This window comes from Acinetobacter sp. WC-743 (genome assembly GCF_000335555.1).
Classification (GTDB): domain Bacteria; phylum Pseudomonadota; class Gammaproteobacteria; order Pseudomonadales; family Moraxellaceae; genus Acinetobacter; species Acinetobacter bereziniae.
The window spans coordinates 49539-72218 of the sequence record NZ_AMFQ01000125.1 but is presented as its reverse complement, the minus strand read 5'-3'; the positions used below and the strand labels follow the sequence as shown (position 1 = coordinate 72218).

Genomic DNA, 22680 nt, shown 5'->3' with positions numbered 1-22680 from the left:
AAAATTATTGAAATAAAAACTGAAAAATAAATAATATATTGAATATAGAAAAATTTAGGATATTTCAGCAACATTTCATTTAATTGATTTTTATCAACTGGATAATAAAATTCTTTTCCATAAAGTTTTTTGAATTTAACATTCTTTTTTATATTTAATGTTTCCCTCCAAAAAACAATTGGAAACAAACTAATAAAAAAACAATTAAATGGCTTCAATGGTAGTCTAAAATATTTTTCATCATAAAAAATAATTCTACAAATTCCTTTTAAGTTATAAGAAATATAAATATATTGTATTATATAAAAAAGAAAAAAGAGAAATAGAAAGAAAAAATAAAGTACAGAATAAGTGAACACCCTGTTTTCAATAAACAAATTTATGAATTGACTCATTTATTATTACTCAATATGTCATAGATAAATCCTGAAAATTTTCCTGAGCCTTCGCTACCTCCCCAACTAAGTAAAACTACAACAATTTTAAAATTTCCTTAATAAACAAAAAAGAATTTATTCAAAAAAACACCTACAAACATAAAAATAAAAGCAAAAAAAATAAAAATGAATATTAAGTATTGGATTTGAAAAAATCTTGGATATTTTTCAAGAAGTTGAATAAGTTGATTTTTTTCAATTTTAAAATAATACTCTTTTCCATAAAGCTTACTAAATATTATTCCTTTCTTTATACTTAAAGTTTCACACCAAAAAACTAAAGGTAAGCAACTTAAAAAATAAAAATCAAATGGTTCCAATGGAACTTTATACGCTTTACTATCATTAAATATGATTTCACAAAGCCCCTTTAAATTCTTACTTATATAGAAATATTGGATAATAAATAGAATAAAAAAAATGGCAAGAAAAATAAATCCACTAAAGATAAGTAAAATATCTATTCTCGATATTAGATTTTTCATTCTTTTTTTCTCTCATTTAAGTAGTCATATCCTACTTCTGCACCCATTCCAAATACCTCACCACCTGCCCATCCAAGTAAAGCAGAAGCCCCTGCTGCTACACCGAGTACAATTAGTGACGTACCACCAGATGCAACGGTTATCACAATAAAACCACCTAATGCAGCACCTCCCATACTCCCAACAATTTTAGACGTTTCAACCACTGTCGTTCTGGTTTTTTCTTCTGGTTTGGCATTGGCAATCGTATTACTGGCATTATAAACATCCAATGCCAGGAATAAATAACCTCCACCCTTTGCAGCTTTACTCATTTTTCCAAATTCACTCATTTTTTTAACATATTCTCTCACTCCTCCCTATTATTCCTCGTGAATTGAAAAATCTGAGTTAATTTAAGTTCATTTCATAAAAAATTTATATATAACACACCTTAAAATCAATATTAACAAATCAGAATAATCTATATTCAACTAAAAAATTTTTCTTGCACATAGGCTATTCCACCAAATAAAATAAAAAATATGCTTGAAAAATAAATAATATATTGAATATAGAAAAATTTAGGGTATCTCAGCAACATTTCATTTAATTGATTTTCATCAACTGGATAGTAAAATTCTTTTCCATAAAGTTTTTTAAATTTAACATTTTTTTTTATATTTAATATTTCCCTCCAAAAAACAATTGGAAATAAACTAATAAAAAAACAATTAAATGGTTCCAACGGTAATCTAAAATACTCTTCATCATAAAAAATAATTCTGCATATTCCTTTGATATTATAAGATATATATATATATTGAAATATTGAAAATATTAAAAACATAGCCATTGAAAGAGCACTAAAAAATATCAGTGGCATAGTCTCTATAAATAATAAAAATTTATTCATTTGCTTAATTAATCATCAAAAAAATCATAAATCTTTCCGCTAATCCATCCACTGACTTCGCCACCTCCCCAACCAAGTAAAGCTGATGCTCCAGCAGCTACACCGAGCACAATCAGAGATGTTCCTCCTGATGCTACAGTTATAACAATAAAAGCTCCTGCGGCTCCTCCCGTTAAGCCTCCAACGATTTTAGATGTTTCAACCACTGTCGTTCTGGTTTTTTCTTCTGGCTTGGCATTGGCAATCGTATTACTGGCATTATAAACATCCAAAGCCAAGAATAAATGACCTCCCCCCTTTACAACTTTACTCATTTTTCCAAGTTCACTCATTTTTTTAACATATTCTCTCATTCCTCCCTTATAGGTGGTTCCTCGTGCCAGACTAGATTGATTGATCATTCGTCGCATATTGTTGGTCTGAATAGATTGATCCCATTTAAATATTCTTTTTGCCGACTCTCTATTTAACTCCTCATAGAGATAAGCATACTTCTGTCTAAAGGCTTTAAAATTTTTAGGGTTGGCTAAACTCGAACCTTTGGCTCTTTCTTCCGCCATTTTTAATGCCAATTCTCCATGTATTTTATTCATTCTTTGAGCAACGCCATCTGAAAAACTTAATGCACCATCAATTCCTCCTTTTGCGATTGCCCCCCACGCCACTCCACTGTCATTTGAAGTATTTTCAAATTTTTGCACTAAAGGATGATCGTTGTTTTTAAAAATATCTTGCTGAGTGATCTCAGTTCGACTGTCATTGAACGCATCATAAAAAAACTCATAGTTTTGTGCGAAGAACGTCGCATCAAAATCTTTATCTTTTTTCATTTGTTCTAAGTTATTTTGAGCTTCTTGCGCATCTTTTTTGTACTGCGTAAGCTCCTTTGCTGTCGTCGAGTTGGATAAAATAATCACTTGTCCTGGGTTTAACAATACAATCGCAGCCATATTCGCGATATGCGGATTATTGGCTCTTAACGTATCCCAGTCTGATGCAATTAATGGTTTTTTAAAAACTCTTTTTGACCAATCCAGCATCGTTTCTGTTTTTTTAATCAGGTACCATGCAACTTCACCATCATTCAGATAAATTTCCTTTATATTTTCTTTAACATTCTTGGTGATCTCTGATGTGATTTTGATGGTATATGTACTGTGTGTTTCTTGGTTAGGATAAGCTTTTGCTGCAATTTTCTGAAGAATTTCCCCACGTAAATACACCTCATAAATCAGCGTAGTATTTGAATTATATATTTCAGTCCATCCTGTTAATCCTTGTTCATCAAAGCGCCCTTCAAAGATGGTTTTGTTCTTGGTATGGTTATTTGTGACAACAAATTTATACGTCAAATCTTTTAACTTTAAAGGTTCTTGTACGGTTAATTTCAAACGACTATAAAACATCTTCTTATCCTAATCCTTACTGATTTCTTCTTGTGCATCTTCTATGTCTTTCACCATAACTCTCGCAACAATTGTTTGCGAAGTTGGTGCTGTTTTTAGCTTCATCAATCCTTTTTGATCAGTAACACCACTGTAAACATTGCCATCCTCATCAATAACAATATATTTCTTATCTGAAAGCGCTTGATCGTCTTTATTTTTCACTTGGTATTGAAGAATGTATGGATTATTAAGATCTGGCAGAGCAAATTGCGTATTCTCAATTTTCGTCCCATCCTTAAATTTATGCTGACCAGCATTGACCTCAAATAAACGATCTGTTTCGCCTAAAATTCCTGCACCATTGAGTGTAAGCTTTGAAGATCCTCCCTTAATTTGAACCTCTTTCGGACTACTGATTTCAATTTTGTCGTCAGTCGATGCGATTGTAATCCCCAGTTTGGCAAATATATCAAGCGCATTGGATTGTGCATGAATGTTGAATTTACCTTGTGCAGCGATGAAATTAATCCCATTCATGACAGCAAATAAACTAATTCTATTTTGTGCATGTGCGATTAAGTTTTTTTGAGTGCTGAGGTGGATATTATCTTGTGCAAGACTATTGATTTGACCATCAGCAGATAAATAAATATCTTGTGCAGTCGATAAACCAATTCCTGTAGGTGAAGTCAACAACATCACATTTTGATTAAATTGAGCAATATCTGTTCGAATTTGCTTAGCAAACTGCTTGAGATTGTTTAATAGTTCAACTTCATCTGTTTTTTGATTTTTGGCTAAATTATTCAGTGTTTGAACAGACTGTTCGGCACTATTCAATTGATTTTTAGCTTCATCTGCATGCAAATGCTGACCAGAAGCTTGTGATTGAGGATAGGTGGAAAGTAATAAGCCATCTCCTGCTCTAATCGCACCCCACTGATCAGTCCTTAACTCAAAACCCTCTCCACGACCTTCACTTTCTGCGCTTTCTTTAGGGTGACTTAAATTGCCTAAATTCAGTTGACTCGCGCCATGACTCGATTGTAATTGTGTGCTTATTTGAGTAGTCGTATCATCAAACCTGAGTTGCCCAAAGCCCTCCCCAGCGACCTCTTTTGAGCGGATACCACTGAGCTTTTTGGTGTCAGGTAGTTTGCCTTTAATATCGAACTGGGTTGGATTTCGATGTCCTTCATGAATCCGTCCAGTAATAAACGGTCGATCAAGGTTTCCCTCAAAGAAATCTACCGCGACAATCTCTCCGACACGCGGGAGAAATCTTGCGCCATAACCTTCACCCGCCCAAGGGGTAAGCACATCCACCCATGCAGAGTCCGTGTCATTATCATTAGCTCCTGCACCGCCATCATGGGCATGGTCTTCTATTCGGGTAAACAAGAAACGAATTTTTATTCGTCCCCATTCATCGACATAGATTTCTTCACCATCCCCCACCACAATGGCACGTAGAACATATGCAGTGGGGCGATGTGTTAATGGATGATATTCAGGCACAACTGCAATATGCCGTCGTACCAAAGTTAATTCGTTGCCTTGACGCTCTTGTTGACGGTCTTTAGTCGTTTGCCAGTGACTCAGGGTGAGGAGTTTTTCAATTTGATCTTGAATGTCTTTGGGAAAATTGTTCTGATTATAAAAATGCTTACTTAATATCAGCATCTCATTGTTTTCGCTATGATTTCTATCCAGCTCTGGATGACCTATTAACTTAAACCAATAGCCGACCTGTATATCACGCACACTACTCTGTGCCTTAAAATATTTGGCTTGCAAAGCTTGGTATTGATTTAGTTGGGTACTCAACTTCTCTAGTTGATGATTGCCTGATGTTGTGGCTTGATCTTCACCTTTAAGATCACGAATCCAAGCAGGAGAAATACTCCACGCTTGTTCTAAACTTAAACTTTCATTGTCTCTATTTGCACTGTGTTTATGTGCACTCAGAATAGAACCACTGCCATCTTCCTGCACTAAACTGTCTGCTTGCCAACGTTGTACATGGATTGCTGTTGACTGTAAATTGCGTTCAGCAATCAAACTGGTAATACTGTCATAAGCTTCAGTCGCATTTGATCGATGATAGCGAATGTTGCGACGTTCAAGTGCCTTAAACTGATCATTGTGGTCAATTAATCTAAGTTTTTGTGGTTCAATACTTTGATTGTTGTTTAAAGCAATAAAATCAGATTCATCAATCAGCCAATTGATTGATTCCTCACGTAAAATCCGAGTCAAATATGTGTGATCAGATTCGTTAAGTTGCATAGAAAACGGTCGTACATCATAGCTCTTGCTGAGACCACTCAGGTCCAGCTTTAAACTGGATGCAAATAAAGCACTTTTGGCTCTCCATTCATTGAAAATTATTTCAAAAATTTCAGGAACACTTTTATCTAAAAACACCCGACTATTATGACGCTTATGCCATAAGCTTGTTGCGTCTTGCAGGGTCAAACGATAAAGCGTAAAAGCCCCATCTGATTGTCCCTGACTCGCCCCAGTAATCATCCCTGTAGTTCTAAATAACTTGCCTGAATCTGTGACTTGATCTACAGAGACTTGGCAACCGATAAACTGTTTAAGTTCAATAAACGGATTGAGAGACAGACAAATCAGTTCTGCTGACAATCCTTCATTGATGGCATGAAAACCATCAATTCGTTGTAACATCACTTGTGCACTGAGTTCCAAGTTTGAAAATTGAACACTAATTGCGCGTTTTTGTGTCCCATATCCCATTTTATCAAGAATAGTAAAAATATTATTCAACATTATTATGACCTTATTTTTAATGTAGAAAAACTTAACACAAAATTTAAATATACTCAAATAATAATGATAGTTATTATTGATTATCGTTGTTGGTGCACAAAAACACCCATTTAAACTATTGATTTAAATAATAAAAAAACTAAAAAAACAAAATTTTATGTTTTAAACATATGTACTTAATTATTATAATTAAGTACATAGTGGTCGCTGCTTTGCAGCCACTTTAGAGAATATAAAAACGATATATCAAAAATTGGAAATCATTTGTGGTACAAGCCCTAGCGTTGTTTGATTAAGCCCCTAATTGTCTCTCATTTTATTTTAGTTCGATTAAAAGTTTTCGATACTTTTGAATTCTATGTTTCCCAATGCCATATTTTTTTTGAAGTTGATCCACCGTTAAATTTTCTAAATCATTTTGGTGCTCTAGCACCCATGCTTTTATTTGATCCTTGAGTGAAATATTGAGACATTTTCGAAGAATCTCTCTATTTCTGACAATATATCCTTCTTTCCGATTCAGTATTTTAGCAATTTCAGAAATCGACAAATGCAAAGAAAGTAATACCTCTTGATTCTCTAAACGCCAAGCCTGAACTAGATCGTTATGATGTGGGATATTGAGCAGTTTTTTCAGCTTTCCTCTTCTTCTATAAACCTGACTAGTTTCGATGCTTAATCTTTTTGCAGTTTCTTCTTTGCTTAGTTTTGAATGAAATAAAATCTCTTGATTTGCCAGCAACCATTCGCGATTTTGATCTTGTACTTTTTGTATTTTTAAAATTTCTCTTAGTCTGGCTTTCGCTCTTAAAATTTGCCCATTGGTCTTTTGAAATTGCTCAGCCAGTTCTGCAACTGTTTTGCCCGAATTTAATAATTCGTCTTGGTGATCTAACAACCATTGATATTTATCCTGCTTGTTTTGCTGGAATTGTGCTGAAAAAGTTAACTCTCCAAGTTCTTGACGAATACGATTATAGGTTTTTGTTGCGATAAAAGGACTAACATTAAACTTTAAAGTTATCTCTTCTATATCCATTTCTGTCATTTGCGCTTTATTCTTTTGGAACCATTGTTCTTGCAGATCATCTGCTGAAGTTTTTCTCATTTTTTTGTTTTTAGGTATATCAATTAACTCTGACAACCATTCTTTATGTTGGTAAACTTGATTCCGATTTAAACCATACTTCTCTTTGAGTGTTTGATGACTGTCATATAAAAGCTCATCTTTATGCTCAAGGATCCATTGATCATTTCGATATATAAACTTGTTTTGAATAGCAAGCTTTCTTCTGAATTTAGCAACAATACCGTTATTTAAACCAAGTTGCTGTTCACTCTCCGTAATCGAATGTACTTTAAGAAATTCTGCAATTTCAGGGCTTAGAATATGTGAAAACACACCACCAATGCCATCTCTAGGTGTCAACGAGTATGGCCAGCCTCGATAAATCATAATACCAGAAATAGACTTCCGCTCTTCATACACATCCCAATCTTCATTTTCCCAATCTTTAATGGTTTTTATTGGATAAAGTTTATACTTTTTAGTCATCTCTACTATCGTTACAATATGGATTTAACCACTCTTTTTATCAATATTTACTTAACAATAAAAGACTTTTATTTAAAAAATTTTAAACTTTTAGCAACTTTCACATTTTTCATGATTGTAACTTCCCATTCCACTTTTTGAATTTTTTGCCTATTGCTTTGTTCGTATTTTGAAAATAAGCCCGCAATAATCGAGTATTGTTGGTTGCACTTTTTTAAATCCTATATAATAATGATAATTATTAACATTCGCATTATATTTAACCAAACAGGATTGTTTCATGGCTTATTCTCTTCCACAATTGCCTTATGCTTATGATGCACTTGAACCCAATATTGATACTCAAACAATGGAAATCCACCATACCAAGCATCATCAAACCTATATCAATAATATTAATGCAGCGATCGAAGGCACAGAATGGGAAAAGTTATCTGTAGAAGCATTGGTTTCAAAAGTAAAAGAAGTCCCTGCTGAGTTAAAAAACAATGTCATTAATAATGCAGGTGGTCATGCCAATCATTCATTATTCTGGACAGTGATGAGCCCACAAGGTGGTGGTGAACCGATCAAAGAAATTGCTGAGGCGATTGAAAAAGATATTGGTGGTTTTGAAAAATTCAAAGAAGCATTTACCAAAGCAGCGTTAACACGATTTGGTAGTGGTTGGGCATGGTTAAGCGTCACGCCTGAAAAAAAAGTGATTGTTGAAAGCAGTGCGAACCAAGACTCTCCACTGATGAATGGCAATATTCCAGTGTTAGGGCTTGATGTGTGGGAGCATGCCTACTATTTAAAATACCAGAATCGTCGTCCTGAATATATTGCAGCATTTTTCAATGTCGTCAATTGGGAAGAAGTGAATCGTCGTTATTTAGAAGCGATTAAATGAAATACTATATAGATCCAATGCTCATGCCAATGCCTCATAATTCAGTAATTAAAAAAATAAAATTCTATATTGGCTGCGCCATACTTTTTTTTGGTTTGGTGATCTTAATCAAAGATTATCTTGTATAAAAATTTATCTACTTCCCTCTTTCAGTGAATCACTCACTCAAAGAGGGTTGATTTAACTCACATGCTGAGTTTATTTTGCATGGAGTGTCTGTAATGATTTTTGATCCATTGCACTCCGTTGTTTTCTCGCTTCTGCCAACATTTTGGTTTGCAGGTCTTTACGAAAACCAAGCAAAAACACAAATTCAGCAAGTACAAATAATGGACCAATCGCTAAACCTACAAGATCATCCACAAAAGCTGGTTTTTTCTTTTCATAAAAATGCCCAATGAACTGGAACACCCATCCCACCACAAAGCTACCAATACTAATCACAAGCCATGTACTCATATTCAATTGAGCAATTTTATAGGCAAATGGATAGGCAATCGCGTAAATCAGTAACATCAAAAAGCCCAAAGACTTATCAAGCCTTAAATAATAGATCACACTTAAGATCAACAGCACTAAAGCCAATGTGATTTCAAAACCAGATAACATCACGCCTGCTCTTGCAGTTAAACACATGATGGAAAATACGATCATTGGAATACCAATAAAATGAGTTAACACATTTTTTTGATCCAAATGATAAGCTGCGTATTGGCTAAGCAATTGTTCTAATCGAGTCATTTTCAGCGTCCTTGTTTATTACTTTTATCCACTATATAAAATCTTGCAAATAAAAGTTGTCGGCTAGCTGACAAATGAATAGTTTTTAGTATGATGGCAAAACAACGATGCGTAAGCGTTGTGATTTAATATCTCCATCTAGAACAGAGCAAATGGATTGGAATTTTTACGATGCTGATATATGCAAAATCATGTGATTGAGTCATAGCAATGACCATGATGCACGATATGACTGACTTGATCACTAAAACTGTGATGATTGGTCCAATATGGTGTGATACAACTGAAATATCATATAAACGCGCAGCAGAATCAAAAAAGGAACTTTTGTGCTGAACTTAACAGATCTTGAATTATTAAATAAAAACATCTGGTACGCTCAATTACCTACACCATTCCAGCAATTTATCCAACAACATGCGAATTATCAAACATTTGAACGAGATCAAGCAATTTTTAGATCTGGAGATACGTTTAATGGCATTTATGCTGTTTTAGATGGTCGGGTGCGTTTAGGTTATATCGACATTGAAGGTAATGAATCTGTTGCTGCAATCGTAGAACCAATCATGTGGTTTGGAGAAATATCTTTAGTAGACCAGCAGCCACGTTCACATGATGCAATTGCTGTTGGAAAATGTCTGATTTTGCATATCCCTAGCTTGATTATGAACGACTTTCTAGTTCAACATCCCCAATACTGGTTCCATATCGCACAACTCACCTGCCAAAAACTTCGCTTCGCATTTTTAGAACTGATTTCGATTCAAACACAGCATATACAACAACGTTTGGCGCAACGTTTAATGTTTATTTTGAATGGTTATGGAAACCATGCATACATTGAAAAGAACACCATCCATTTGTCTCAAGATCAATTGGCTCTCATGTTGAAATGTTCAAGACAAACCATCAATCAAGAATTACACTTACTGGAACAACAAGGTATTCTAAAAATTGCTTTTAAAAAAATAGAAATTTTAGATATCAATCAGTTACACGCTATTGCCCATTCAATGAATGAATCTTCACATTAAAATAACTGCGCGGTATTTTTCAGTTAAGATTAAAACAAGCTTAAATAGCTGGAATATATAATCATTTTATAAATAAAATATACAATTTGTGTATTCTACTTATGAAAAAATAGATTTATATTTTATTCAGGCGCTAATGCCATCTCAATAAAAGTTGAAATAAATGAAAAAAATCACAACTCTTCTCACGGCGGGTCTATTCACAGTGCTTAGCGCTTCTGCTTTTGCATGTCCTAAAGGTACAACACTAGTCGGTGGGACTGGTCCGAATCATAAAGGCGGAAAATGTGTAGCTGCCAACCCTGCAGCACAAACTGCATCTAAAGCATCGTCTACTGCAACGAAAGCAAAAGCAGATACCACCAAAGCAGTTGAAGCAAAACCCAAAGATACCAAAGCTGCGGTAAAAACTGAAACTGCTGCAACCAAGGCAAAAGCAGAAACTGCTACAAAAGTGAAGACTGATGCAGCAGCGAAGGCAAAAGCTGATACAGCTGCAAAAGCGGCAGCGACTAAAGACAAAGCCGTTAAAACCGCGTCAACCAATCCTTTAAAACCTTAATTGTCCCAAAGCAATTCAGTTAATCAATAATAATGGCGCTTCATCTGCGCCATTTTTACATACTTGATTAAAAAATATTATTATTCGCTTTGGTATTTCCTAAACTAGGATTATCAATTGCATCTTTACACTGTGCTTTATCGCGCTCATATTGCACCTGATTTTTCTGCATTTCACCATCTTTCTCAAGCGTCGAACGTGCCCAATTGTCTAAGCTGGTCATGGCTTTACGACATAAAGCATATTTTCCTTCAGTCACAGAATCAGTCATTTTGACATTGATTCGCCAATCCGTACTCAACTTACGAATCGGTTTTCGCACATTGTCCTCTATTAGATTTAATTGTTTTCGATAAACATAAGGTTCAACTTGGTTAATTAACGCCCAAGCTGCATGAGCATATGTGGTTGCGTCATTGGTAAGTTTTGGCGCAGCTTTGATTTCGACCTTTTGCTGAGGTTCAGAAGATGAATTACCACATGCTTGTAAACCTAAAACACCTAAAATCAAGGTCATACTCAATAATAATTTCGACTGATTTGCGAACATAAAGTCACGCCTAAATAAACATTTCACTCCTATGCTAGTAAATTCAGGTAGAATACTCAATCTTGATTTTACCTTTTGTTTTACTCTGGTTTTTAGGTGTCCTGTGTCCGAGCACAATCATCCAGTCCAAATCGCTGGCTTTTGGCAAGGCGCGAAAGATAGCCAAGCCATTATTTTTACCTACCTTCCTGTTTCTTTTGCCTTTGGCGTATCGGCAACTCAATTCGGGTTTAGTGCGTGGGAAGCACTCTTTTTGTCATGCTCCATGTATGCTGGTGCAAGTCAGTTTCTGGTGGTGGCATTATTAGGGAGTGGTACATCCATATGGATGACCGCACTCACCGTAATTGCCTTAGATATTCGTCATGTGCTTTATGGTCCAGCCTTACAAAACCTCATTCAAGATCGTTTAAACTTAAAAAAGACCGCAGTTTGGGCTTGGGGACTAACGGATGAAGTATTTGCCGCAGGTATGATCAAACTGTCGCAACGTCGTCAAGAGTGGTCAGAATCATGGATGTTAGGACTCAGCCTATTTAGCTGGATGTCATGGGCACTTGGTTCATTTTTAGGTGGATTATTTGCTGATCAAGTCACGCATTTGCCTCAGTTCTTACAAGCGGCATTAGACTTCCTACTGCCTGCTTTGTTCTTGAGCTTTTTATTGGCCGCTTTTGAAAGAAAGCATACTTTTGTGGTTTTTGTCTCTTTAGTCGTTTCGGCTATGGCGTGTTATTTTATCAATATGTCAGCAGCAATTTTTATCGGTATTGCATCAGGTATTTTGGCGGGATTATTTAAATATTACATTTTAAAACAAAAAGATGAAGTGAGCATTTAACATGGACTTACATATTATTCTGGTCGGTATTTTGGTGGGTATTGCAAACTTTGCCTCTCGCTTTGGTCCCTTTTATTTATTGCAAAAAAGCCAGCAACACCAACAGTCACGTGGCTCAACATGGCTAAAAATAGCATTGGGCAGTATTGGTATTGCAGCGATCAGCTCAATGTTGATTGTTGCAACTCTTCCCCCGTTAATTGAAACGCCCAATAAGAGTTTTGCGATGTTCATCGGTTTTGTGGTACTGACAGGGTTGTACTTTAAATTTAAACGAATCGTTTTAGCGACGCTTATTGCAGCACTCGCCTATGGTTTGGTCTATACCTATGTTTAACATTCATCATGCTAAACCTCCTTCAAAAATCACCATTTAAATGATGAAATCATTTCATTGAATGGAGAGGTGTTTTTAAAATAAAGAATCTTTTTGACCAACAATTTGGGAATTCTTAATTTTCATCACATTGTTTAAAGCACATTATAAAAACACATTAGGCTTCCTGCTGTAGTCAAAAAATGAGCATTCAATACTTTTAAATATTGATAAAATATAAATGTGGTCTTTATACGGTAACACGAGATGGATGTTGCGATTGTCGAATGGAGGATATAAAAAAAAACAAGGCACTACTTTGTTTGCAGTGCAAGAATACGGTTAAAAAATGAGGTGAGCAAAGTGAAGCATCGCCTAAGTAAAACAAATAATTTAAACTTAAGATGTTAAGCGTGGCATTACAAACTTGATCTTTTTACATATCATTTCTATGTTATGGTAAATGTTTCATGATTGATAAAACTTAACCACATTTAAAAAATCATCCTAAAGCTTATTTCGCAAGATTTTTATTATGTTCATTGCACACTTACCTTCGGGTTATATTCTTGCCCGACTTCTTCATCAAAAATTCAAACAAACTAAAATCAGCCACAAAGCATTCTTTAGCATCATTATGCTTGGCGCTATCTTCCCAGATATAGATCTATTTTATTTTTATTTGTTTGACCACCGTTCTGTGCATCACCACAAATATTTTTTACATTGGTTTTCTTTTTGGATTCCAATTTTTGTTATTGCTTTAATTTATTTAGTGAAAACAAAATACAACTCTAAAATCGCATGGATGTTCAGCCTTTTTGCATCTGCCGCACTATTACATATTTTCTTAGATACTTTTGTCGGTGATGTTTGGCTATTTGCCCCTTTTATTGACCAGCCCTACGTCTTCTTTGAAGTTAGCGCACGTTATCAACCGTGGTGGCTCAACTTTATTTTTCATTGGTCTTTTTTTGTTGAAATTCTCATTTGTATCATTGCATTGATACTTTTTATTCAAAAAAGGAAAAAATTAAAAAAATCAATTTAGCCATTTTTTTTATGCGAAGCCTTGGAACACTTAAAAAAGTAGCGGCTTAACTTATATAAAAAAATCTGTTAGACAATATCATTATTTTATGTGAATCAACCCTGAACAGATGCCTGACTTCTGCTATGCTAACAATCCATAAGACAAGCATGGAAGAATCGCATGAGCGTGACTATTGGTACCCCACTTCAATCATCTGCGTATAAAGTTTTATTGTTGGGTTCAGGTGAACTGGGTAAAGAAGTGGTGATTTCATTACAACGACTTGGTGTAGAAGTCCATGCGGCAGACCGCTACGAAAATGCACCTGCCATGCAAGTTGCTCATTTTTCTTATGCCTTAAATATGGCAGATGCAAATGAACTTAAAGCTTTAATCGAAAGAGTTAAGCCTCATCTGATTGTTCCAGAAATTGAAGCGATTGCCACACAAGTCTTGGTGGAAATTGAACAACAAAATATTGCCACTGTCATTCCTTCTGCTCAAGCAGTAAATCTGACCATGAATCGTGAAGGAATTCGACGTTTGGCAGCGGAAGAATTAGGCTTACCTACTTCTGCTTATCGTTTTGCAAATACTTTAGAAAGTTTCCGTTCTGCTTGTGATGATATTGGTTATCCAAACTTTGTAAAACCAGTGATGTCTTCTTCTGGTAAAGGACAATCTCGAGTAAAAGAATATGCTGAAGTCGATGCTGCTTGGGAATATGCACAAACAGGTGGTCGTGTAAACCAGGGCACAGTGATTGTCGAATCTCAAATTGACTTTGATTTTGAAATTACTTTACTTACTGTACGTGCGAAAAACCCTGAAACGGGCGAAATTGAGACCTCCTTTTGCGACCCGATTGGGCATCGTCAAGATGCAGGAGACTATGTAGAAAGCTGGCAACCTCAAATCATGACTGAAGCCGCTTTAAATGAAGCAAAACGTATTGCCAATAAAGTCACTGTAGCCTTAGGCGGTTGTGGTATTTTTGGGGTAGAACTGTTTGTAAAAGGCGATAAAGTATGGTTTAGTGAGGTGTCACCTCGCCCACACGATACTGGTTTAGTTACACTTGCATCTCAATTCCAAAGTGAATTTGAATTGCATGCTCGTGCTATTTTAGGTTTGCCTGTCAATACCGAACGCCATAGTGTTGCCGCAAGTGCTGTCATCTATGCAGGTACCGATGCGAATAATCTTTCATTCTCTGGCTTAAATCTTGCTTTGCAAAACCCTGCTACAGATCTACGTCTTTTTGGTAAACCTGAAGGATTTAAACGTCGTCGTATGGGCGTTGCAACTGCCCGTGCCGAAACGACAGACCAAGCACGTGAACTTGCACAAGAAGCAGCATCAAAAGTGACTGTTCATTTAAACAAATAGCCTATAAATTTGCGGACAAAATATCCATGATCAACACCTCTCCTCTGTTGGAATATGTAAGCGACAACAACGACATTAAAGCAATCAATCAATGGCGTAGTGATGTCGAACAACAGTTAAATGAGGCTTATGATCATGGAACAACCATACGTGAAATCGTTCGTGCTCGTTCAAATGTCGTAGATGAAGCCCTGATGTTTTTATGGAAACATTCGGGTTTAGATCAAACAGATTTAGGTTTGTTTGCTGTAGGTGGGTATGGTCGACGTGAGATGTTGCCCTACTCTGATGTAGACATCATGATTTTGTCGGAGGAAGACCTTTCCCCTGAACAAGAGCAGATCGTCACACAGTTTATTTCAACATTATGGGATGTGGGCAATTTCAAACCAGGTATCAGTGTACGTACCATACGCAGTTGCTTTGAACAAGCCACGACTGATCTGACTGTAGCCACTTCTCTTATTGAAGCGCGCTTAATTATTGGTAATCAGCATTTAGCAAGATGGCCACGTCGAGTTGTTTCTCAGACTTGGACTGACAAAACGTTCTTTGATGCAAAAATGGCTGAACAAGCGCACCGCTATGCACAGCACAACAACACAGAAAGTAACTTAGAACCCGATATCAAAAATGCGCCGGGTGGTATTCGAGACATCAATCAAATTGGGTGGATTGCAAAACGCCATTTTCGCGTAAATCGTATTTACGATTTGGTTCATTTAGGTTTTATTTCTGAATTTGAGTTAGGCGTACTTGAAGAGGCTGAAAATTTTCTATGGGAAATTCGCCACCACTTGCACCGTTTAACCAAGCGTGATGAAAACCGTTTATTATTTGATTATCAGCGTGATATTGCGGCTAAATTTGGCTATACACGAGAGGATGCCCATCACCCAAACTATCCGATTGAACAGTTCATGAAACGTTACTATCGGACAGCTCAACAGGTTTCCACTTTAAATGAAATGTTATTGGCCTATTTCAATGAGTCAGTAATTACACCACGCTTACCAGACTATGAGCGTAAAATTGAAAATATTAACGAACACTTCAAGCTGGTGGATGGCAAACTTGCGGTCCAACAACATAAAACATTCTCAGAAAATCCAAGTGCTATTTTAGAAATTTTCTATATCTTGGCAAATCGTCCTGAAATTGAAGGCATTCGTGCACGTACTTTACGTCTGTTGACTTTAGCCGCAAAACGAATTGATCAGGCTTTCCGAGATAATCCAAATCATCAAGCTTTGTTTATGGCAATTATTCGCTCACCCTATCGCTTATATGAAACGATGGTGGCGATGAAACGTTATGGTGTATTGGGCAATTATATTCCTGCATTTGGGCAAATTATGGGGCTAATGCAATATGATTTATTCCATATTTATACCGTCGATGCACATACGTTACTGTTAATCCGTAATTTAAATCGCTTTAAAGAGCCAGAGTTTGCCAAAGATTACCCTGTTGTAAGTTCAGTTTTTCAGCGTTTAGTCCGCCGTGATATCGTTTTCCTTGCTGCAATATTCCATGATATTGCCAAAGGACGTGGCGGTGACCACAGTGAACTGGGTGCTGAAGATGCGATTGAATTCTGTTTGGCACATGGATTTACCGAGCGTGAATGTAATTTGGTGGCTTGGCTGATCCAAAATCATTTATTGATGTCGATGACTGCACAGAAAAAAGATATTTCTGACCCCGATGTAGTTAAAGAGTTTGCCGAGAAACTCGGGGATATGGAGCATTTAGATTATCTATACACACTGACTGTTGCCGATATCAATGCAACCAATCCAAAACTTTGGAACACTTGGCGCTCTTCTTTAATGCGTCAACTGTATACACATGCGCGTGATGTGATTCGTTCAGGCTTAGGTCGTCCAGTGGACTACCAAATGCTGATTGAGGATACTAAATTTTCAGCAAGTGAAGTATTGGTGGATGAATTCCCACTCGATCAAGTGGAAAAAGTTTGGCAAGAGTTGGGAGACGAGTACTTTCTCAAAGAATCAGCAGATGAAATTGCATGGCATACCCGCGCCATTTTGCAGCACGGCGACAACCCTGCACCATTAGTGCTCATGCGTGCGCATCGAAAAGCAGCACAAGATGCTGTTCAAATCTTTATTTATACTCAAGATCAACCTAACTTGTTTGCAACCACTGTTGCTATTTTAGATCGTATGAATCTTGATGTTCAAGATGCGCGTATTATCACTGCAACCAAAGCGTTTAGTTTAGATACATATGTGGTTCTAGATCGTTTTGGTACTTTATTAACTGATCCAGAACGTGAAAACACGGTCAAACAGGCTTTAATTAAAGCCTTATCTGAATCAGATAAATACCCCGGTCTAATGCAGCGTCGCATTCCACGCCAACTTCGTCATTTTGATATTGAAAATACGGTTGATGTAACACTCAATGAAGCGTTACAGCAAAACATGGTTGAAATTTCAACTCTCGACCAACCCGGTTTACTTGCACGTGTTGGTGGTTTATTTATGATGCAAGGTTTAGATATCCATTCAGCTCGAATTGCTACACTTGGCGAAAAAGCAGAAGATATTTTCTTCGTCACTAAAAAAGATGGCACTCCTCTTACAGAAACAGAAGCAGAAGTCTTTACCGCAAAATTAAAAGCGGCACTGGATGAAGCATCAAATCAAATCTGTGGGCAACATTAATCTTTAATTCTATTGTGGTAATTGTTTCATGAACGCTAGTTTGTCTTTATTACATCCCTATCCATTTGAAAAGTTAGCGCAACTTTTTCAGGATGTAAAACCCGCAGATTTACCTTTGATTCCACTTTCTATTGGTGAGCCGAAGCATCCTGCACCTGAGTTTGTGAAGCAAGCAATCATTGATAATTTTCAGCATCTTTCAACTTATCCCAATAGTAAAGGTTTAGTTGAACTACGTGAAAGTATTGCACAATGGTTGAGTCGTCGCTTTCATCTCAACAGTATCAGTGCTGAAGATCATGTAATTCCTGTAACAGGCACCCGTGAAGGGATTTTTTCCTTTGTCCAAGCGTTGATTAATCGTGATGATGCACCTTATGTGGTGATGCCGAATCCGTTTTATCAAATTTATGAAGGTGCAACACTTTTAGCAGGTGCTCAGCCCTACTTTATCAACTGTACCGAAGAAAATGGTTATCTCGGTGATTTCGATGCTGTCCCTGCTGAAGTTTGGGAAAAAACCGCACTCTTGTTTGTTTGCACACCTGGCAATCCTACTGGTGCAGTCCTTTCAAAAGAGCAATTTAAAAAGCTGATTGCGCTTTCTGATCAATATGGTTTTGTGATTGCCTCTGATGAATGTTATTCAGAGTTGTGGTTTGATGAAGCACCTACTGGCTTACTGGAAGTTTGTGCTGAGTTAGGACGCGATGATTATAAAAACTGCATTGTATTCCATTCGCTATCTAAGCGTTCTAATTTACCGGGTATGCGTTCAGGCTTTGTGGCTGGCGATGCGGCATTACTCAAACCTTATTTAAAATTCCGTACTTATCACGGCGCTGCAATGCCTGTTCAACATCAATTGGCTTCGATTGTTGCTTGGAACGATGAGTCACATGTTGAAGAAAACCGTCAGTTATATCGGGCAAAATTTGAGTTGTTCCAAAATGAATTAGGTCATCTTTTACCTTTACAAAAACCAGACGCTGGTTTTTATTACTGGTTAAAGGTCGATCATGATGAAAACTTTGCCAAGATGCTCATGGAAAAAGCCAATATTAAAGTTTTACCTGGTCGTTATCTATCACGTGATACTGCACAAGGTAATCCGGGTGAAGGTCATGTCCGTATGGCGCTGGTTGCAGATATCGCACAATGCGAACAAGTAATACAACGTTTAAAAGCAATTTTGTAGAGCACAATAAAAATGCCCCAATCATGGGGCATTTTTATGATTGTTATTAAAAATCAAAAGCAGCACTTAGCATGAATGTTCGAGGTTGCCCGGCAACCAAATACCCATTGTTGGTATTTGACGTACTGTTGATGTTGTCATATAAGCCAACAGATGACCAATAATTTTTATCAAACACATTATTCACACGGAAGTTAAACGTAGTCGGAGTTTGACCCAGTTTAGTTTTATATGTTGCACCAAGATCAAGCGTTGTCCAATCACCTACTTTCAATTTATTGTCTAGACTCGCATAAGTAGACCCTGTATAAGTTACTTGAGCATTCAAAGACACATCTTGGACTGTTGGCAACTTCCAATCAGCACCAACATTTGCCTGAAATTCAGCAACACCTACCTCTTTTTTATTGTCATAGTTTGCGTTGCCTGTATTCTTTTGTTTTGCATCAATCCACGTTGCACCACCCAATACTTTTAAAGCCTCAGTTAATTGACCATATGTATTAAGCTCTACACCACGGTGTACATATTTACCCGAATCACTGAAAACACCATTTTCAATTACAGCACGTTGTTTATCAATATCAAATAAACTTAAGCTAGCTCCAAACTGATCATTTTCGTATTTTGCACCAATCTCTTTTTGTTTAGCAACAAATGGTTTAAGTGTTGTCGTTTCTTGAGTTGTGGTATTGGTATTACTTAAACCTTTGGATAGTGATTCAATATAGTTCCCATATATAGACACTTCAGGAAGAATTTTATAACTCAAGCCTAAAGCAGGGGTAAATTTGCTTTCATCATACTCACCCGACTTAGTTGAAGTGCCATAGTTATAATTCTCTTGCATAATGGTTTGATAACGCCCGCCAAGCATTACGGTTAATTTATCATCCAATGCTTTTAAATTATCACCCACTGCAATACTTCTTAGGCGAGTACGTGTCGTAAGATTAGGACGATCTAAGTTATTTCCAACCAATGCGCCAGATGAGTAATTAGGTTGATCATATTGAATAGGTTGATAAATATTATTCGCAAGCGTGTTCAAATAGTCCATTACATATGCATTTCGTGTATTTTGTTGAAATGCAGAAGCTGACAGCACTAAATTATGTTCAATTGCATCTGTGTTTACTTGGCTACGAAGACCGACTTCACCCGTGTTCACCATATCAACTCGTGCATTGTCAAATCGATAAATAGTACCTTGTCCAGTAGATTGATTGGTTAAGGTCATATTTGCCAGACTGTTTTGCTCTTCTCCATGGCGAAAACCATATGCAGCATATGCTGTCAAATGATCAGCCAAATCATATTCAGCACGATAACTTCCAAACACATCTTCTTCATTCGAATAAGTCCATTTTTGTGCAAAATTATCTGTACCATCTATAGCTTTTGGTATTTCTGTAATCGCACTTCCTAAAGTAAGGTTTGGACGAGTAGCTTTTAAACGGTTATTCACATAGCCCATATCACCAGAAAGACGTAAACGATCACCGCGATAATCCAGACCAATTGAGGCTAAACCTAAAGATGCTTCTTCATTATCTACAGCTGTATCACCGCCATGATATGCTGTATTTAAACGTACACCGAACTGTTGATCTTCACCAAAACGACGTGAAATATCGTTCGCAATATAACCACCATTAAAGTCTGTACCCACAGTGACACGATTAAGTGGCTCATTACTTGCACGTTTTGGTAGTAAATTGATTGCACCACCAATTCCGCCATTACTTGGCATCGCACCATTTAAAAATGATGAAGCGCCTTTTAACACTTCAACACGTTCAAAAAGTTCAGAAGGAATGTATTGTCGTGGTAAAATCGAATACAAACCATTATACGCAGTATCATCAGAACCTAGATTAAAGCCACGAATGTAATAATTCTCTTGAAAATTACCAAAACCTCGACCAACACGCACGCTCGGATCTGCTTTTAAAACGTCTCCAACACTTTTAGCTTGACGTTCTTGGATATATTGGTTGGTATAACTAGTGAGATTAAAAGGAGTATCTATATTCTTTTGATTACCAAAAATTCCCAGTTTACCACCAGATGCAACCTGTCCACCTGCAAACTCAGGCATTAAACCCTCTGCCGATGCATCTGCACTCGCCACCACAGTAATCGTACTCAACTGACGAGCATTCTGCCCAGTTTGTTGAGCGGCTGCTTCTTGTTGTTCAGCATGAGCCATGGCAGTACTTGTGACGATAGCCATCATCACGATTAAGGGTTTAACTTTTTGCATAAGATACTCAAGAATGATCAGTCTAAATAATGCCGCAATATTAAATGATAATGACTATTACTTAAACTCACTTTCTCATTTCATTCGCTAGTTTTTTTAATTAAAACTCTATTTATCATGGTATTTATTTATTAAAAAAAATGATAAATCAAACACCTTCATGTAGTATTTGTAAAAAATTATGCAATATTTGATTATTTTCATATTAAAAACATAGAAATAATTTCAACATAGTAAAATGCAGCTTCACGTTCTTTTATCAAACTTTAAATATCCTAATCCCGAGTATGTTCAAGATAAAAAAATACACATTTAAATTTGAAAAATATCACAGATACAACCCACTCAAAGCTTGACCAAACCTAGATCGTTTAGAGATACTGCACTATCTTTACCTATTTAAAAAACTAAAATGAAATCGCATGACCCAATGCAAATAAAACGCATAAATTCAAAAATCTGGATCGTTGTTGCAGTGAGTGTTATTGTTTTAGTGGTGATTTTCTTTGCATGGAAATCTTCAAGTAAAAAACAAGTTTCTTCACAAAATATTGATACACCCTCGTCGAATACCAAACCCTCTCTCACCGTTACAGTGGTACAGCCTGAGCTTCAAAATTGGAAACAAAACTTTACCGCCAATGGAAATATTGCTGCTTGGCAAGAAGTCGTCATCGGTAGTGAACTGTCTGGACAGCGCATAACCAAAGTCAATGTCAATGTTGGTGATTCAGTTCAACGTGGGCAAGTACTTGCTGAAATCAATAGCGAAAGTATTCGTGCTGAACTAGCTACAGCAAAAGCCAATTATGCTGAAGCAAAAGCCGTACTTGCAGATGCAATTCTCAATAATCAACGTATCCAACAACTTAAAAATACTGGCGCAATTTCTCAACAGGAAGCTACTCAATATCTGACTTCACGGAATACAGCTCAAGCTCGTCTAGATGCTGCGAAGGCACAAATTGATAGCAATCAACTCCGCTTAACACAAACCCAAGTCATTGCTCCTGATCACGGCGTAATCTCTGCACGTACTGCGACTGTGGGTTCTTTAGCACAAACTGGTCAAGAGTTGTTTCGCTTAATTCGTGATAATCGTTTGGAATGGCGCGCTGAAGTTACCTCCACTGATTTATATAAACTAGCGAAAGGTATGACAGCCCAAATTACCTCGCCTGATCCTTCTCGATCTGCTGTTCAAGGGACAGTAAGAATGATTGCACCTGTGATCGACCCACAAACACGCTATGGTTTGGTCTATGTCGATATTCCAACCACTGACGCAGTTCGTATGGGCATGTTTGTAAAGGGCGAATTTGATTTAGGTCAAAAACCCGCTTTAACTGTACCGCAAACCGCTGTTTTGTTACGTGATGGTTTCTCTTATGTATTCATAGTGAATAAAGATAATCGTGTCTCTCAACAAAAAGTCAGCATTGGTAGACGTTTGAATGATCGAGTAGAAATTCTTGATTTACCTGCCAATACTCGAATTGTAGCCTCAGGAACAGGTTTCTTGGCAGATGGGGATTTGGTCAAACTGGGTCAAACCATTCCAGATACCCCGTTAACAAAACAACTTGTGGCTCCACAGGAGAAATAA

General features: G+C 36.7%; 19 protein-coding genes. 10 read left to right on the top strand and 9 right to left on the bottom strand.

Going from position 1 to position 22680, the window contains the following annotated elements; all coding sequences use genetic code 11:
- Positions 1 to 493 precede the first annotated feature (493 nt).
- From ACINWC743_RS18890 to ACINWC743_RS18865, 6 genes are all read right to left on the bottom strand, one after another.
- Positions 494 to 922 carry a hypothetical protein gene (locus tag ACINWC743_RS18890; RefSeq protein ID WP_009586604.1) on the bottom strand — a complete coding sequence of 143 codons (429 nt, stop codon included), beginning with the start codon at positions 920 to 922 and terminating at the stop codon, positions 494 to 496.
- Positions 919 to 1254, bottom strand: coding sequence for a hypothetical protein (locus ACINWC743_RS18885; protein WP_035301444.1), 336 nt, complete (start codon positions 1252 to 1254; stop codon positions 919 to 921). Before ACINWC743_RS18885 ends, ACINWC743_RS18890 begins: the two co-directional genes overlap by 4 nt.
- Positions 1255 to 1391: 137 nt before the next feature.
- Complete coding sequence (locus ACINWC743_RS24375; RefSeq protein ID WP_035301443.1) at positions 1392 to 1817, bottom strand: hypothetical protein; 426 nt, start codon at positions 1815 to 1817, stop codon at positions 1392 to 1394.
- Positions 1818 to 1825: 8 nt separating this feature from the next.
- Positions 1826 to 3223 (bottom strand): hypothetical protein, encoded by a 1398-nt coding sequence (locus ACINWC743_RS18875; protein ID WP_009586615.1) that lies wholly within the window; start codon positions 3221 to 3223, stop codon positions 1826 to 1828.
- Positions 3224 to 3232: 9 nt separating this feature from the next.
- Positions 3233 to 6001: a type VI secretion system Vgr family protein gene (locus tag ACINWC743_RS18870; RefSeq protein ID WP_009586580.1), complete on the bottom strand. Its 2769-nt coding sequence runs from the start codon at positions 5999 to 6001 to the stop codon at positions 3233 to 3235.
- Between the two features lie 316 nt (positions 6002 to 6317).
- Complete coding sequence (locus ACINWC743_RS18865; RefSeq protein ID WP_009586584.1) at positions 6318 to 7556, bottom strand: hypothetical protein; 1239 nt, start codon at positions 7554 to 7556, stop codon at positions 6318 to 6320.
- A 280-nt stretch (positions 7557 to 7836) separates the two neighbouring features.
- On the opposite strand from ACINWC743_RS18865, the gene ACINWC743_RS18860 reads away from it, so the two are divergent.
- Positions 7837 to 8448, top strand: a complete 612-nt coding sequence (locus tag ACINWC743_RS18860; RefSeq protein WP_009586589.1) for a superoxide dismutase — start codon at positions 7837 to 7839, stop codon at positions 8446 to 8448.
- A gap of 198 nt (positions 8449 to 8646) precedes the next feature.
- Here the strand turns inward: ACINWC743_RS18860 and ACINWC743_RS18855 are convergent, their stop codons facing one another.
- Complete coding sequence (locus tag ACINWC743_RS18855) at positions 8647 to 9189, bottom strand: DUF962 domain-containing protein (protein WP_009586556.1); 543 nt, start codon at positions 9187 to 9189, stop codon at positions 8647 to 8649.
- 329 nt (positions 9190 to 9518) lie between these two features.
- Between ACINWC743_RS18855 and ACINWC743_RS18850 the strand changes: the two genes are divergently transcribed.
- Both ACINWC743_RS18850 and ACINWC743_RS18845 read left to right on the top strand, forming a co-directional pair.
- Positions 9519 to 10226: a Crp/Fnr family transcriptional regulator gene (locus ACINWC743_RS18850; RefSeq protein ID WP_009586577.1), complete on the top strand. Its 708-nt coding sequence runs from the start codon at positions 9519 to 9521 to the stop codon at positions 10224 to 10226.
- 163 nt (positions 10227 to 10389) lie between these two features.
- Complete coding sequence (locus tag ACINWC743_RS18845; protein WP_009586610.1) at positions 10390 to 10788, top strand: hypothetical protein; 399 nt, start codon at positions 10390 to 10392, stop codon at positions 10786 to 10788.
- A gap of 67 nt (positions 10789 to 10855) precedes the next feature.
- Here ACINWC743_RS18845 and ACINWC743_RS18840 read toward each other — a convergent pair whose 3' ends face one another.
- A complete protein-coding gene (locus ACINWC743_RS18840; protein WP_009586564.1) occupies positions 10856 to 11338 on the bottom strand; it encodes a hypothetical protein in 483 nt (160 codons plus the stop codon).
- Between the two features lie 103 nt (positions 11339 to 11441).
- On the opposite strand from ACINWC743_RS18840, the gene ACINWC743_RS18835 reads away from it, so the two are divergent.
- From ACINWC743_RS18835 to dapC, 6 genes are all read left to right on the top strand, one after another.
- The gene (locus ACINWC743_RS18835; protein WP_009586563.1) at positions 11442 to 12179 is read left to right on the top strand and encodes an AzlC family ABC transporter permease; all 738 of its coding nucleotides are present in this window, start codon (positions 11442 to 11444) and stop codon (positions 12177 to 12179) included.
- Between the two features lies 1 nt (position 12180).
- Positions 12181 to 12516: an L-valine transporter subunit YgaH gene (gene ygaH, locus ACINWC743_RS18830; RefSeq protein ID WP_009586591.1), complete on the top strand. Its 336-nt coding sequence runs from the start codon at positions 12181 to 12183 to the stop codon at positions 12514 to 12516.
- Positions 12517 to 13030: 514 nt separating this feature from the next.
- Positions 13031 to 13546 (top strand): metal-dependent hydrolase, encoded by a 516-nt coding sequence (locus ACINWC743_RS18825; protein WP_009586611.1) that lies wholly within the window; start codon positions 13031 to 13033, stop codon positions 13544 to 13546.
- Between the two features lie 162 nt (positions 13547 to 13708).
- Positions 13709 to 14917 carry a formate-dependent phosphoribosylglycinamide formyltransferase gene (gene purT / locus ACINWC743_RS18820; protein ID WP_004831068.1) on the top strand — a complete coding sequence of 403 codons (1209 nt, stop codon included), beginning with the start codon at positions 13709 to 13711 and terminating at the stop codon, positions 14915 to 14917.
- A 26-nt stretch (positions 14918 to 14943) separates the two neighbouring features.
- Positions 14944 to 17610, top strand: coding sequence for a [protein-PII] uridylyltransferase (glnD, locus tag ACINWC743_RS18815; RefSeq protein WP_004831069.1), 2667 nt, complete (start codon positions 14944 to 14946; stop codon positions 17608 to 17610).
- Positions 17611 to 17638: 28 nt separating this feature from the next.
- Positions 17639 to 18808, top strand: coding sequence for a succinyldiaminopimelate transaminase (dapC, locus tag ACINWC743_RS18810; RefSeq protein WP_009586548.1), 1170 nt, complete (start codon positions 17639 to 17641; stop codon positions 18806 to 18808).
- A gap of 46 nt (positions 18809 to 18854) precedes the next feature.
- Here the strand turns inward: dapC and ACINWC743_RS18805 are convergent, their stop codons facing one another.
- Complete coding sequence (locus ACINWC743_RS18805; RefSeq protein ID WP_009586562.1) at positions 18855 to 21074, bottom strand: TonB-dependent receptor; 2220 nt, start codon at positions 21072 to 21074, stop codon at positions 18855 to 18857.
- A 430-nt stretch (positions 21075 to 21504) separates the two neighbouring features.
- Here ACINWC743_RS18805 and ACINWC743_RS18800 point away from each other — a divergent pair, with 430 nt between their 5' ends.
- Entirely contained in the window at positions 21505 to 22680 is a 1176-nt protein-coding gene (locus ACINWC743_RS18800; RefSeq protein WP_009586565.1) for an efflux RND transporter periplasmic adaptor subunit, read from the top strand.

Excerpts from the sequence above, each read along its gene's own strand:
- ACINWC743_RS18890 (WP_009586604.1), bottom strand. The coding sequence starts at position 922 with ATGAAAAATCTAATATCGAGAATAGATATTTTACTTATCTTTAGTGGA.
- ACINWC743_RS18885 (WP_035301444.1), bottom strand. The coding sequence starts at position 1,254 with ATGAGTGAATTTGGAAAAATGAGTAAAGCTGCAAAGGGTGGAGGTTAT.
- ACINWC743_RS24375 (WP_035301443.1), bottom strand. The coding sequence starts at position 1,817 with ATGAATAAATTTTTATTATTTATAGAGACTATGCCACTGATATTTTTT.
- ACINWC743_RS18875 (WP_009586615.1), bottom strand. The coding sequence starts at position 3,223 with ATGTTTTATAGTCGTTTGAAATTAACCGTACAAGAACCTTTAAAGTTA.
- ACINWC743_RS18870 (WP_009586580.1), bottom strand. The coding sequence starts at position 6,001 with ATGTTGAATAATATTTTTACTATTCTTGATAAAATGGGATATGGGACA.
- ACINWC743_RS18865 (WP_009586584.1), bottom strand. The coding sequence starts at position 7,556 with ATGACTAAAAAGTATAAACTTTATCCAATAAAAACCATTAAAGATTGG.
- ACINWC743_RS18860 (WP_009586589.1), top strand. The coding sequence starts at position 7,837 with ATGGCTTATTCTCTTCCACAATTGCCTTATGCTTATGATGCACTTGAA.
- ACINWC743_RS18855 (WP_009586556.1), bottom strand. The coding sequence starts at position 9,189 with ATGACTCGATTAGAACAATTGCTTAGCCAATACGCAGCTTATCATTTG.
- ACINWC743_RS18845 (WP_009586610.1), top strand. The coding sequence starts at position 10,390 with ATGAAAAAAATCACAACTCTTCTCACGGCGGGTCTATTCACAGTGCTT.
- ACINWC743_RS18840 (WP_009586564.1), bottom strand. The coding sequence starts at position 11,338 with ATGTTCGCAAATCAGTCGAAATTATTATTGAGTATGACCTTGATTTTA.
- ygaH (WP_009586591.1), top strand. The coding sequence starts at position 12,181 with ATGGACTTACATATTATTCTGGTCGGTATTTTGGTGGGTATTGCAAAC.
- ACINWC743_RS18825 (WP_009586611.1), top strand. The coding sequence starts at position 13,031 with ATGTTCATTGCACACTTACCTTCGGGTTATATTCTTGCCCGACTTCTT.
- purT (WP_004831068.1), top strand. The coding sequence starts at position 13,709 with ATGAGCGTGACTATTGGTACCCCACTTCAATCATCTGCGTATAAAGTT.
- glnD (WP_004831069.1), top strand. The coding sequence starts at position 14,944 with ATGATCAACACCTCTCCTCTGTTGGAATATGTAAGCGACAACAACGAC.
- dapC (WP_009586548.1), top strand. The coding sequence starts at position 17,639 with ATGAACGCTAGTTTGTCTTTATTACATCCCTATCCATTTGAAAAGTTA.
- ACINWC743_RS18805 (WP_009586562.1), bottom strand. The coding sequence starts at position 21,074 with ATGCAAAAAGTTAAACCCTTAATCGTGATGATGGCTATCGTCACAAGT.
- ACINWC743_RS18800 (WP_009586565.1), top strand. The coding sequence starts at position 21,505 with ATGCAAATAAAACGCATAAATTCAAAAATCTGGATCGTTGTTGCAGTG.